Here is a 12,607-nt window from a genome sequence, read left to right as displayed (position 1 = left end):
AGCAGCCGCTGGAGGATCGATGGGAACGCAGGGCAGCACCGCCGCCCGGAACGCCGGCGGCCCGCCGGCCCTCGCGGGGTCACCGACCGGCGGGGACCGGTCGCCCGGCGTGGAGGAGGCAGGGAACGCCCGGACCTCGCCCGGCGCCGCCGCGCCCCGGCAGCGGGCGCAGTGGGCGGACGCCGCCAAGGGCGCGTGCATCATCCTCGTGGTGTTGTGGCACGTCATCGTCAAGGACTACCTGCAGATCCGCTGGCATGTCGGCCTGCCCGTCCCCAGTGCGTGGGGAACGCTGGGCGAGCAGCTCCTGCCGCTGCGGATGCCGCTGTTCTTCACGATCTCCGGGGTGTTCGCCGCGAACGCGGTGAACCGCCCGTGGCGGGTGCTGGGCAGGTCCAGGATCGCGAAGTTCCTCTACCTGTACGCCGTCTGGCTGCTCATCCATACCGCGATCTTGGCGGCGGTCCCGGACTTCCTCACCGCCCGCGCCGGTTCCGTTTCCGAACTGGTGGAGCAGCTCACCATCACCCCGTCCAACCTCTGGTACCTGTACGCCCTCGCGCTCTATTTCGCGTTCGCCAAGGCCGTGCGACGGGTGCCGCGGCCCGTGGTCCTCGCCGCCGCCGCGGCCCTGTCCGTCATCACCGCCGCCGGCGTGCTCGCCACCCCGGGCGACCGCGGCGGCTTCTACCAGAACCTGGTGTTCTTCCTCGGTGGCCTGTACCTCAAGCCCCACGTCGAGCGGTGGGCGGCGACGGCGACGAACCGCCGTCTCGCCCTGACCTTCGTCGTGTACGCCGCGGCGCTGACGGCCATGGCCGTGGCCGGCGCCCAGCGCTGGGTGGGGGTGTGGCCGGCGGTGTCCGTCGCGGCGGTGGCCTTCGGCGTCACCGCCGCCGCCCGGGTGAGCCGGTGGCGTGCCGTGGGCGACGCGCTCGCCGCCCTCGGCCGCCGGACGCTGCCGATCTACGTCATCCACATGCCGCTGCTCGCCCTGCTGCACCGGTTCCTCGTCGGCCCGATGTCCGGGCTGGGCGGGGACGGCCAGGCGCTCGCGGTCGCGGGATACCCGATCCTGCTGACCACCGTGGTGATCGGCCTGAGCCTGGCGATCCACCGCGGCCTCCTGGCGGCACGCGCGAGGTGGTTGTTCGAGCTTCCCGGGCCGCGGCGGCGGGCCGCTCCCGGGCGGACCTGAACGTCCGGCTACGCCGACGCGCCGGCGGCCCTGAGCCGCCGAAGGGTCCAGCCACGTCCCGCCGGGTCGAGATGCCTGGTGGCCGCGGCGAAGAGCTCGGCCGCCTGGCGGTAGGACAGCCGCCCCCGCCCGGTGACCGGGCAGCGGTCGCGGGCCGCCGTGCCCGCCGCCGCCTGCCTGCTCGTCAGGAACACCGGCCCCGCCGTACGGCCGGCCAGCAGCAGGGGGAGCAGGCGGCTCGAACCGGCTCGCCAGCGGATGCCCGGCTCTCCGCGCACCCGTCGTCTGATCAGGTCGAGGTCGTCGGCGTTCAGCGCGAGCACGCGCTCGATGGGGGCCGTCGTCTCGTACAGCAGGCGCCAGCAGGTCTGCTCGCGGAGCGGGGCCGGGAGGGCGAAGATCTCCGTCACCTGCGCCGGCGTCAGCGTGGAGGGCGCGGACGACGGCGTTGCGGGCGGGCGCAGCCCGTCCAGTGGATCCGCGTCGATCCAGCCCCGCATCCGCCACCAGGAGATCGCCCCGCGCAGGATGGACAACTCCCTGCTGACGGTGCGCGGGTCGGCCGTGGCGGCCCGCCGTGCGAGGGCGTCTTCCAGCCGCCCCGCGGCGCCGGAGGCGTCGAGCAGGGCCATCGGCACGATCGGCGCGGCGGCGCCCCGGCGTGCCCTCCCGTCCGGCGGCGTCCGCGCGACGAGCGCCCACGCCCACGTGGCCAGGGCGATCCGATAGACGCGGCGGGACGCCGCACTCAGGCGCAGCGCGGCGAGGTAGTGCTCGACCGCCACCGCGTATTCGACGGGAGCCGGGGGCGACGTCATCCATTGCCCCTTCCGCAGTAAATGACCGGATCGCAGGTGCGCATGTGGAGTCTAACCCGGCAGCTCCCAGCGGCTGTCCGGCCACTCTCGTCGCTATGCAGTAAAGGGACTCAACCTTGTTGAGCCGAAATCTTGAAGGACCGCCCGTGACCCCGCAGGGTGAGGAGGCATGGCGAGGACACGACGGCTGGCCGCACTGGCACATCACGACCTGAGGCTGTTCTTCATCGGGGAGTCGGCGTCGTTGCTGGGATCGTCGATGGCGACGGTCGCGGTGACCTTCGCCGTCCTCGACGGAGGAGGGACCGAGGCCGACCTCGGCTACGTGATGGCGGCGCGGATCGTCCCCATGGTGGTCCTGATGCTCGTGGGCGGCGCGGTCGCCGACCGGTTCGGGCCCCGCCGGGTCATGGTCGCCGCCGACGTGCTGCGCTGCGCCGTGCAGGCCGTGCTGGCCGTGTCGCTGCTGACGGGACGGCCCGCGGTCTGGACGTTCGTGGTGCTGCTCGCGATGTGGGGAGCGGGCGAGTCGTTCTACGCCCCCGCGCGCGGTGCGCTCATCCCGGAGATCGCGGCCTCGGGCGAGCCGTACGAAGGCAAGCTGCGTGACGCCAACGCGCTGGCCGGCATGGCCGGGTCGCTGGCGTCCGTCGCGGGGCCGGCGCTCGCCGGGCTCGCCGTGGCGACGGCCGGCTCCGGCGTGGTCGTCGCGGTCGACGCGCTCACGTATGTGGTCAGCGCCGTCGCCCTCCTCGCCCTGCGCGTCCAGGAGCGGCCCTCGCGGGCGGCGGGCACCGGGGGAGGGGCGGCGTCCTTGCTCGAAGGCTGGGCGCAGTTTCGGTCGAGGACCTGGCTGTGGGTGACGACGTTGCAGTTCACGCTGTTCAACCTGCTCGTATGGGCGCCCTTCCTCGTGCTCGGACCGGTCGTGGCGCACGAGCGTCTCGGCGGTGCCCGCGACTGGGGGGTGATCATGGCGTTCTACGGCTCGGGCGCGGTCGTGGGCGGCCTGGGATCGCTGGGCCGCCGCACCCCGCGCCGGCCCCTCGTCGTCGCGACGGTCGCCACGGCGGGCTGGGCCCTGCCCTCGGGCGCCATCGCCGCGGGCCTCCCGGTGCTGCCGGTGTCCGGGGCCGCGTTCGTGGCCGGGATCGGCTCGGCGGTCTGCGGGATGCTCTACGCGACCACCAACCAGCGGCACCTGCCGGCCGAGGTCATGGCCCGGATCACCTCCCTCACCACCGTGGGGGCGTTCGCCCTCGGGCCGCTCGGCCTGGCCCTGGCCGGACCGGTGGCCGCCCTGGCCGGGACCACGGCCGTGCTGGGATTCGGGGCGATCTGGCAGATCACCACCGGCCTGGCCGTGCTCGTCGTACCGGCAGTGCGCAGGCTCGGGTGAGGTCGGGCCCGCACCCGTCGTCCCGGACTGTCAGAAGCCCTCGGGCGCGTGGGGGACGTAGTGCTCCTCGAGCCGCTCGAGTTCGCCGGCGTCGAGCCGAAGGTCGACCGAGGCGATCGCGTCGGTCAGGTGCTCGATCTTCGTCACGCCGACGATCGGCGCGGTGACCGCCGGCTGGTGGTGCAGCCAGGCGAGGGCGACCTGGGCGCGGGGAACCCCCCGCTCCCCGGCGATGGCGCCGACCGTCTCGGCGATCCTCCGGTCGGACTCCTCCGCCTGACGGTAGAGCCTGCCGCCGAACGCGTCGTTCTCGCTCCGCCGGGTCGTGGCGTCCCAGTCGCGGGTGAGGCGCCCGCGCGCCAGCGGGCTCCACGGCAGCACCCCGACGCCCTGGTCGAGGCAGAACGGAAGCATCTCCCGCTCCTCCTCCCGCATGATCAGGTTGTACTGGTCCTGCATCGACACGAAGCGGGTCCAGCCGTTGAGGTCGGCGGTGTACTGCGCCTGGGCGAACTGCCAGGCCCACATGGACGAGGCGCCGATGTAGCGGACCTTTCCCGCCCGGACGAGATCGTGGAGCGCCTCCATCGTCTCCTCGATCGGCACGGCCGGGTCGCGGCGGTGGATCTGGTAGAGGTCGATGTAGTCCGTGTTCAGCCGCCGCAGGCTCTCGTCGACCTGGGTGAGGATCGCGGCCCGGGACAGGCCGCCGCCCTTCGGCCCGGGACCCATCCGGCCGTGGACCTTCGTGGCGATGACCACCTCGTCACGCCTGGCGAACTCGCCGAGGAGCCTCCCGGTGATCTCCTCGCTGGTCCCGGCCGAATAGACGTTGGCGGTGTCGAAGGTGGTGATTCCCGCCTCGATCGCCTGGCGGATGAACGGCCTGGCCTGATCGAGGTCGAGCGACCAGGCATGGGTGCCGCGATTCGGATCGCCGAAGCTCATGCACCCCAGCACCACCTTCGAGACCTCGAGACCGGAGGTTCCCAGACGCGTGTGTTCCATGAGTGCGGCTCCCCTTTCGACGGCCTGCCCGAGCACACCTGCCCGAGTAGATCTGCCCGAGCAGGATAGGAGCGGCTCATGGAGATCGAGGGCACCGGGTCCCGTCCCTCCGCGAGGCCATACCTTGATCGGGAAGCGGATGATCGCGCTACCGTGCGTCCATGGAGGACGAGGCCGCCTCACCGGCCTGCGTCGCAGCCCTGCCTACTCCTCCGGAGGACCACGTGCCCACACCGCACGCCGGCGGCCCCGGGATCGTTCAGCCGCGCGCCGACTACGACGACTGAGGAGCGAAGCCGCTCCGAAATCATGCGTCTCGCGCGTGCTCCACGCGTGAGAGGCGGGCCAGCCGAGCCGGCGTCGGCCACCGCACGTCGTGGACGAGGCCGAGCTTCTCCAGGACCCAGATGAGCCGGGCCGAAACGTCGATCTGGCCGGGCCGCACACCGTGCCGGGCACACGTCGGGTCGGCGTGGTGCAGGTTGTGCCACGACTCGCCCATGCTCAGGATCGCCAGCGGCCAGAAGTTCGCCGACTTGTCCCGCGTCGTGAACGGCCGGTCGCCGATCATGTGGCAGATCGAGTTGACCGACCAGGTGACGTGGTGGAGCAAGGCGATTCTGACCAGACCGGCCCAGAAGAAGGCGGTCACCGCCCCCCACCACGTCCAGGTGAGCAGGCCGCCGAGGACGGCCGGAAGGATCATCGTGGCGGCGGTCAACGGGCCGAACAGCCGGTGGACCAGGCGGATGTCCCGGTCGTCCAGCAGGTCGGGGATGAACCGCCGCTGGTTGGTCAGGTCACGGTCGAGCACCCAGCCCAGGTGGGCGTGCCAGAAGCCGCGCGCCAACGCTGCCGGGGAGGTGCCGAACAGCCATGGTGAGTGCGGGTCGCCCTCCTTGTCGGAGAAGGCGTGGTGGCGGCGGTGGTCGGCGACCCAGTGCAGGATCGGGCCCTGCACCGCCATGCTGCCGACCACTGCCAGCGCGACCCGGACGCCGCGGGGGGCCTTGAAGGCGCCATGGGTGAAGTAGCGGTGGAAGCCGACCGTCACGCCGAGGCACGTCACCGTGTAGAAGAACGCGGCGAGGATGACGTCGACCCAGCCGAGTCCCCATCCCCAGGCGACCGGCACGGCCACCACGACCGCCAGCAGCGGCACCGCGACGAAAGCGTAGACCGCCACATGTGCCGGGAGCGGACGCCTGCCGTCGAGGAGCGGTTTCGGGCCGGGCACGGTCCCCTCTGCTGACATGGGCTGGGCAACGACATCGGCCATCAGGTCACCTTTGCTCCGCAGTGGTCAAGCAGACCGTAGCCCGCCGGAGCGTCCGGCACTGCGCTGTCTGACGAACCGTAGTGGGTCAGCACATGAACGCGTCGTACAACGGATCTCCAGACGGACGGGCGCGATCAGCCGATGCCGAGGATCCAGCGCAGCTGACGGGCCTGCTGGGAGCCGATCAGCGGCTCGGTCGCGTCGATCAGCCGGGCGAGTCGCAGCGCCGTCTCCTCGGTCGGCGTGCGGTAGGCGGTCACGGCGCCGCGGCGTGTCCAGTCGATCAGATCGGCGTGTGCTCGGCGGCCGAGTTCCTCGTCACGGCCGGCCAGGAGGTGAAGGTCGACGTGCAGGCGGGTCCAGGTGTCTGTCGCCAGAAGTTGCTCATAGGCCCCCAGCCGAACATGCGGCGGTGAACCGGCGGCCAGCAGTTCCCACAGCCGTGCGGCCGGCACCACGTCAGGTGCGCCGCGCAGTGCCTGCTTGACCGCACGGACGACCACCGGGGCAGGATCGGCGAGCATTCCGGTGATCCGGGTGAGGGGCCCACCCAGGCGGCGGACGGCGCGTACGGCTTCCGCCCGCACCCTGGAACTCGGGTGCTCCAGGAAAGGCAGGATCACCTCGACATCCTGACGCGTGCCACATTCGCCGAGGCCGGCCACCAACGCGCGAGCGGGGCCCACCGGCGACTCCGCGGCCAGGGCGTCCCGGTAGATCGCGGCAGGGCTGAGGTCCGCGCGCCGGACCGCCCACTGGGCGGTGGCGCGCATCATCGCCGATCGATCCGCAAGATGAGCGACACCGTTTTCAGGGTGACCGAGCTGCACCAGTGCGGTGAGCGCCTCGATCCCGACCTTCGCGCTTCCCTCTCTCAGCAACCCTTCCAGCACGTCGACGCGCCGGTCTCGGACGGCGTGGGCGACGAGCCAGTCCGCGCACAGGAGCCGGCACACCCCGTCTTGTTCGCTCAGGGCGGCGCGCGTGACCTCCTCGTGCCGGGAACGGCCCGACTCCAGCCACAATCGGTATGCCAGACGCCGCACCCCTGTGTCCCGGTGCCTGCGGGCCGACGCCAGCACGTCGTCTGAGGCCGTACGCAGTGCTTCCGTGACGGCCTCCACGGCATGGTCACCACGCGCCCACGATCCGATCGCCACGGCGACGCCCGCCGCCGTCAGCAACGCCGAAGTGTCCGCCGACGTCAACGCGGCGGTCAACGACCTGCGTGCGCGCTCACGTACCTGAGGCGCCCAGTCGGCGGTCCGCAGCACAAGGACGGGCAGCGGCAACCCGTCGGCACACATGGCCAGGCCCGCGACCGCCGACTCCCTTCGGCGCCCGTCCCAGGAACATCCCGCCACGAGTGACGACAGCCGCTTGACCCCCCGAAGCCACGTGTTCGTCGCATCTCCGCCGTACATGACCGCGGGCGTGCGCAGCGCCCGGTCGAGCCCGATCCAGGTCTGCGCCCCGGCGACCGACAACATCGCCAGAACCTCGTCCGCCGGTCCTCTGCCGTCGGCGGCCGCGGCGACCCGCGTCGCCAGCCGGCCGTGGCCGGGAGCGTGGAACTCGCGGACCACGTGGATCCTCCCAGCCAGATGAGCGTTGAACTCCGCCAGCTCCTCTGCCGGGACCCGCAACTCCACGACGGTCCGCCCGTCCGCCTGCCGCACCCGATAGCGGCGGGCGAAGTCCGCATCGAGCTCGAAACGCGTGACAAAACCGGCTCCGGACTCCGGCACGTTCTGGTCACGAGCGGTCTTCGTCGCATGTGCCTCGTTCAGCACCGGGGAGAAGATCGGCTGATCGGGCAGCCGAGGCGGCCAGGCCCGCCACCCCGACGCACGGAGTGACGACAACTCCGCCGGCCCCACCGGGTGCCACAACCTCACGGTGGCCCGCCCGCCGCTCTGCTCATCGGTCACGAGACCAGAGTCTGGCGATCCTGCCGGTCCTCCGACCACTGAATTTCCTGACCCCCCAGACGGGGGGCGAGACGTCACCGCGGTGCTGAGGGCCGGTTCCGAGGAGACCGGTTCCGGCGGGATGGCGCGGCCCGGCCTCGGACCGCGCCATCGCGGTGGACGTCAGCCGGCGTGGTAGGCCCGGATGATCGTCTGATCGATGCCGCTGCCACCGCCGGCGGCGGCCTTCACCCGCAGAGAGACCGCCTGCCCGGCCGCGGCCGCCGGCAGATCGGCCCGGTAGCCGGCTCCGTCGGCGTTTACTCGGGCCGGGCGCCAGGTGGCTCCGTCGTCGGTCGAGCTCCACACCTGGAAGGAGGTGATCCGCTGGGCCGGCACGCCCGCCGCCTGCCGGACGTCGAACGCCGCCTGCCCGCCCGCCGGGTGGTTCGCGGCGTCCAGCGGCAACGCGTAGCCGACCGACAGCAGCGGCAGCGGGATGCTTCCCGTGCCGCTCGGGCCGGCCGACCGGAACGTCCACGAGGTGGTGACCCGGGTCGAGATCGGCAGTACGAGACCGGTCTCGACGTCCAGGGTCAGCCGGTAGTCCGCCGCCTTCTCCGGCACGGTGAAGTTGGCGCGCGAGGCGGCCTGTTCGCCGGCGAGCTTGCCGTCCCGGTAGAGCGACAGCTTGCGGGTGACGCCGATGGTGCCGCCCGCGAGACAGTCGGCCCGCTGGTGCCGGTCGGTGAGCATGACCAGATCCACGTGCAGGTTGCCACGCGTCCGTGAAGGGGGCGAGGCGCAGCCGAATTCGGCGCCGGCCGGGTCGTCGTACCAGTCGGAGTGCAGCGGCTGCCGCGCCCAGACCTTGGCCTGCCGGCTGCCGGGCGGGTAACTGCGCGCGCCCTCCTGGGCGAGGAGGCCGCCGTAGATCCCCTCGTCCTGCCACAGGAACCCGGGGGAGACGTAGTCGGTGCGCGCCACCGGCAGGTCGTAGGTGCGGTTCTGGGTCAGGTACCACCCGTCGGGGGTGTAACCGTAGCGCCGCAGCGAGGTGACCATCCCAGGCGAGTCCATCTGGCTGAACCGCTGGTCGATCCGCGCGAGCCTGGCCTGCTCGGCCCTGCTCACCCGGTACGCGGGATCGGCCGGGACGCCGTCGCCGAACTGCCGGATCAGGTCGTAGTGGTACGGGGCGGCGGTGTTCTCCGGCGACTCCAGGCTGAACGCCGTGTAGGCGCGGATGCTCCCGATCCCGGGACGCAGAAGCGATCCCACGGAAAGAGTCGCCTTCTCGCCCCAGCCGGAGACGACGTCGAACCAGGTCAGGCCGTTACGCGAGGTCTGCAGGTAGGTGAAGTCGGCGCTGGTGGTCCTGGTGGTGACGCCGTCGACCGACGCCGTCACCCGCTTCGCCTGCGCGGGATCCAGCGTCATGGTCCGGTCGGCGGCGATGGTGACGTCGGTGTCGCCGACGAAGGTCCCCCACTGCTCGCTGGTCTCGGGGTCGTACGCGGAATAGGCGCCGGTCACGGCGTACCGGCCGGCCGGGACCCGCAGCGTGGCGGTCTCGCCGGGGGAGAGGAACGCGCCGCCGCCGTAGACGATCGGGTCGTCGAGGTTGGTCACCAGCACGTTGACCCAGTCCGATGACGTGGGCGACATGTCCGGCATGTCGACCGTGTTGACGGTCAGGTCGTAGCTGGGCGGCTCGACGTAGAAGGTCACCGGGGTGCTCGCCACGAGCTTCCCGCCGGAGGTGCGGGCGGTGACGGTGGCGGTGTACAGGCCGGGCGCGCCCGCGAACGCCGAGCGGTCGATCCGCAGGGTCGCGCCGCCGGGCACGCCGCGGCTCAGCCGCACCCGGTTCGTGGACAACGACGCGGCGCCGCGCGGTCCGGACCTGCCGGCGTGGTCGGAGACGGTGACGCCGAGGTCGAGGGTGACGGACTCCGGGCCCGGGTCGCCGGTCCAGCCGAGCTCCGTCTCGGCGGTTCCCGCCTGGGGATGGCGGAACGTGCCGAGGGCGACCACCGGCTGGTCGCTGACCGGACCGGACAGCGCCCGGGCCGCGTTGAGCCGGCCCGATCCGACGGCGTACGGGTCCGCGGCGGGCAGCGGGTCGGCGGCGCCGACGAGCGCGGCCTTGAGCCGGTCCGCCTTCCAATCGGGGTGCCGCTGGGCGAGGAGGGCCGCGGCGCCCGCGACGTGCGGGGTGGCCATCGAGGTGCCGGAGGAGGAGACGTAGTGGGCGTCGACGGGCGGGCCGAGCGTCGTGCCGGCCGCGCGGGCCGCGACGACGTCGACGCCAGGGGCGACGAGTTCCGGCTTGGCCGCCCGCGTGTTCATCAGCGGGCCGCGGCTGGAGAAGTCCGCCAGCCGGTCGGCGCCGTCGACGGCGCCGACGGTCAACGCGCCCGCGGCCGCGCCGGGTGAGCTCACCGCGCCGCCGGTGTTGCCGGCCGCGATGACGAAGAGTGCGCCGGTCTGCTCGGTCAGCGCGTCGACGGCGAGGGAGAGCGGGTCGGTTCCGTCGCTCGGATCCGTGCCGCCGAGGCTCATGTTGACCACGTCGGCCCGGGAGGCGGCCCACTCCATGCCGGCGATGATCTGCGAGTCCGTGCCGAATCCGTCGTCGTCGAGGACCTTGCCGACGAGCAGGCGGGCGTCCGGCGCGACGCCGCGGCGCTCGCCGTGCGAGGCGGCTCCGGAGCCGGCGATGGTCGCCGCGACGTGGGTGCCGTGACCCTTGTGGTCCACGGCGTCGCCGCCGTCGACGGTGAAGTCGGCCCGGTCGACGACCCGGCCGGCCAGGTCCGGGTGGGTGAAGTCGGCGCCGGTGTCGAGGACGGCGACGCGCGTGCCCTTGCCGGTGTAGCCGGAGTTCCAGGCCTGCGGCGCTGCGACCTGGCTCAGATTGCGGTCGAGCTTGGCGGTGCCGAGCGTGGTGGTGCCGAGCGTGGTGGTGCCGAGCGTGGTGGCCGCGACCTTGCGGTCGAGCCAGACCTTCGCGGCGCCCGCGAGGAGGGGGCTTCCGGCCAGTTTGGCGGTGGCCCCGCCCTTCTTGGGGATGTGCCCGGCCACCGCGCCGATGCTCGGCAGGGGCCGTACGCCGCCGAGAGCCGCGACGCGCGCGTTCGCCGCGGGCCGCACGATCACCGGAAGCTCCGCGGTCCTGGCGTCGTCGTATCCGTCGTGGATCAGCGCGGTGACGTCGAAGAGCGCCGGGTCGAGGACCGAGCCGACCTGTGCCGCGACGCGCGCGGGGACGACCCGGGCGTGCCCGTCGGGGCCGCAGCTCTTCCTGACCACCTCGCTCGGGTCGGCTGGCCGGACGGTGACCTTGGGACAGCCGGAGCCGGTGGTCACGACGGTCACCTCGTCACCCGTCAGGAGGGTGACGGTGTACGTCTTCCCGCCGTCGGGGGCTCCGGCGGCGGGGTGTGCCGCCGCCGGGTGGCCTGGCACGGAGTTCAGCACCGTGGCCGTGACGGTGAGCGCCAGTAGCGCCCACCGCGTTCGCTTGAGCATCTCGCTCCCTACTTCGGTTACTTGACCGCGTGTACGCGGCCGGGAGCAAGATATTTGTAATGTCCATTTACTCCTATATCAGGCTGATTTCGGCTAGGAAACAGTGTTGATCGCGGACGCTGGATCGCCTTGATGGGCGGGCGTCCGGCTCCGGCGGGCGGGCCTCGGCACGGCCCGGCCGGAGCGACAAGGGGAAGTATGGGTATTTTCGTCTACAAACAGGTGTAAAGGAGTAGTTAGCGGTGTTCAGCCACTTGTCTCACCTTGAATGCGGCCGGTGCGGTACCGAGCACGAAAGCGAGCGCCCGCAGAACCTGTGCACCGCATGCGGGTCGCCGCTGCTCGCCCGGTACGACCTGGCGGCCGTCCGCGCCTCGGTGTCCCCGGACGATTTCGCCCGCCGTTCCCCCGACCTGTGGCGCTACCACGAACTGCTCCCCGTCAGGAGCCCGCAGGCGGTGACCACCCTCGGCGAGGGGATGACGCCGTTGGCGCCGATGGCGCGGTACGGCGAGCGGATCGGCCTGCCGCGGCTGCTGATGAAGGACGAGGGGCTGATCCCCACCGGGTCGTTCAAGGCCCGCGGCGCGGCGGTCGGGGTGTCGCGGGCGGCCGAGCTGGGGGTCGAGCGGCTCGCCATGCCGACCAACGGCAACGCCGGCGCCGCCTGGGCCCTCTACGGCGCCAGGGCGGGACTGGCGACCACCATCGTCATGCCCGTGGACGCGCCGGAGATCACCCGGCGGGAGTGCGTGGCCTCGGGGGCGGACCTGCACCTGGTGGACGGCTTGATCAGTGATGCCGGGCGGATCGTCGGCGAGGTGGTGGCGGCCGCGGAGGGCAGGGTCTTCGACGCCTCGACGCTCAAGGAGCCCTATCGGATCGAGGGCAAGAAGACCATGATGCTCGAGATCGCCGAGCAGCTCGGCTGGCGGACGCCCGACGTGATCCTCTACCCGACGGGCGGCGGAGTGGGCCTGATCGGCATTCACAAGGCTCTGCGCGAGCTGCGGGAGCTGGGGTGGATATCGGGCCCGCCGCCCCGGCTGGTCGCCGTCCAGGCCGAGGGGTGCGCGCCGATCGTCCGGGCGTTCGAGCAGGGGGAGCGGGAGAGCCGCTACTGGGAGGGCGCCCAGACTGTGGCGTTCGGCATCAACGTGCCCAAGCCGCTCGGCGACTTCCTCATCCTGGACGCGCTGGCCGAGACGTCGGGGACCGCGGTCACGGTCACCGACGGCGAGTTGCTCGCGGAGTTGCGTGAGGTCGCGGCGGCGGAAGGAGCGTTCGTCTGCCCGGAGGGGGCGGCGGCCTTCGCGGCGGCCCGAAAGCTGCGCCGGTCGGGCTGGATCGATCAGGACGAGCAGGTGGTAGTGCTGAACACCGGGGCCGGGATCAAGTATCCGGGGACCGTCCCGGTGGACGCGCCGGTCCTGGCCGCGGACGGCCATCTCGTCTGACCGG

Annotated in this window: 9 protein-coding genes; 4 read left to right on the top strand and 5 right to left on the bottom strand. The window is 72.3% G+C overall.

What is annotated here, in order from left to right:
- The first annotated feature begins 19 nt into the window (after positions 1-19).
- Complete coding sequence (locus Pka01_RS12635) at positions 20-1,198, top strand: acyltransferase family protein (RefSeq protein WP_203882894.1); 1,179 nt, start codon at positions 20-22, stop codon at positions 1,196-1,198.
- Positions 1,199-1,206: 8 nt separating this feature from the next.
- Here the strand turns inward: Pka01_RS12635 and Pka01_RS12630 are convergent, their stop codons facing one another.
- A complete protein-coding gene (locus Pka01_RS12630; RefSeq protein ID WP_203882893.1) occupies positions 1,207-2,016 on the bottom strand; it encodes a site-specific integrase in 810 nt (269 codons plus the stop codon).
- A 169-nt stretch (positions 2,017-2,185) separates the two neighbouring features.
- Between Pka01_RS12630 and Pka01_RS12625 the strand changes: the two genes are divergently transcribed.
- Positions 2,186-3,415 carry an MFS transporter gene (locus Pka01_RS12625; protein WP_203882892.1) on the top strand — a complete coding sequence of 410 codons (1,230 nt, stop codon included), beginning with the start codon at positions 2,186-2,188 and terminating at the stop codon, positions 3,413-3,415.
- Positions 3,416-3,445: 30 nt separating this feature from the next.
- On the opposite strand, the gene Pka01_RS12620 is transcribed toward Pka01_RS12625, so the two are convergent.
- Positions 3,446-4,423, bottom strand: coding sequence for an aldo/keto reductase (locus Pka01_RS12620; RefSeq protein WP_203882891.1), 978 nt, complete (start codon positions 4,421-4,423; stop codon positions 3,446-3,448).
- A gap of 161 nt (positions 4,424-4,584) precedes the next feature.
- On the opposite strand from Pka01_RS12620, the gene Pka01_RS41220 reads away from it, so the two are divergent.
- The gene (locus Pka01_RS41220) at positions 4,585-4,710 is read left to right on the top strand and encodes a hypothetical protein (RefSeq protein WP_275414450.1); all 126 of its coding nucleotides are present in this window, start codon (positions 4,585-4,587) and stop codon (positions 4,708-4,710) included.
- 20 nt (positions 4,711-4,730) lie between these two features.
- Here the strand turns inward: Pka01_RS41220 and Pka01_RS12615 are convergent, their stop codons facing one another.
- From Pka01_RS12615 to Pka01_RS12605, 3 genes are all read right to left on the bottom strand, one after another.
- Positions 4,731-5,702 carry an acyl-CoA desaturase gene (locus Pka01_RS12615; protein ID WP_203882890.1) on the bottom strand — a complete coding sequence of 324 codons (972 nt, stop codon included), beginning with the start codon at positions 5,700-5,702 and terminating at the stop codon, positions 4,731-4,733.
- 134 nt (positions 5,703-5,836) lie between these two features.
- A complete protein-coding gene (locus Pka01_RS41455) occupies positions 5,837-7,633 on the bottom strand; it encodes a HEAT repeat domain-containing protein (RefSeq protein WP_308442239.1) in 1,797 nt (598 codons plus the stop codon).
- 162 nt (positions 7,634-7,795) lie between these two features.
- Entirely contained in the window at positions 7,796-11,146 is a 3,351-nt protein-coding gene (locus tag Pka01_RS12605) for a S8 family peptidase (protein WP_203882889.1), read from the bottom strand.
- Positions 11,147-11,388: 242 nt separating this feature from the next.
- On the opposite strand from Pka01_RS12605, the gene Pka01_RS12600 reads away from it, so the two are divergent.
- Complete coding sequence (locus Pka01_RS12600) at positions 11,389-12,603, top strand: threonine synthase (RefSeq protein ID WP_203882888.1); 1,215 nt, start codon at positions 11,389-11,391, stop codon at positions 12,601-12,603.
- Positions 12,604-12,607 lie beyond the last annotated feature (4 nt).

This window comes from Planotetraspora kaengkrachanensis, assembly GCF_016862895.1.
Classification (GTDB): Bacteria; Actinomycetota; Actinomycetes; order Streptosporangiales; family Streptosporangiaceae; genus Planotetraspora; species Planotetraspora kaengkrachanensis.
The sequence above is the reverse complement of the archived record's forward strand: the minus strand, read 5'-3'. Positions and strand labels throughout refer to the sequence as shown.

Bases quoted from the DNA above. Each gene is read 5' to 3' on its own strand.
- Pka01_RS41220 (WP_275414450.1), top strand. From the start codon at position 4,585: ATGGAGGACGAGGCCGCCTCACCGGCCTGCGTCGCAGCCCTGCCTACT.
- Pka01_RS12615 (WP_203882890.1), bottom strand. From the start codon at position 5,702: ATGGCCGATGTCGTTGCCCAGCCCATGTCAGCAGAGGGGACCGTGCCC.
- Pka01_RS12605 (WP_203882889.1), bottom strand. From the start codon at position 11,146: ATGCTCAAGCGAACGCGGTGGGCGCTACTGGCGCTCACCGTCACGGCC.
- Pka01_RS12630 (WP_203882893.1), bottom strand. From the start codon at position 2,016: ATGACGTCGCCCCCGGCTCCCGTCGAATACGCGGTGGCGGTCGAGCAC.
- Pka01_RS12620 (WP_203882891.1), bottom strand. From the start codon at position 4,423: ATGGAACACACGCGTCTGGGAACCTCCGGTCTCGAGGTCTCGAAGGTG.
- Pka01_RS12625 (WP_203882892.1), top strand. From the start codon at position 2,186: ATGGCGAGGACACGACGGCTGGCCGCACTGGCACATCACGACCTGAGG.
- Pka01_RS12635 (WP_203882894.1), top strand. From the start codon at position 20: ATGGGAACGCAGGGCAGCACCGCCGCCCGGAACGCCGGCGGCCCGCCG.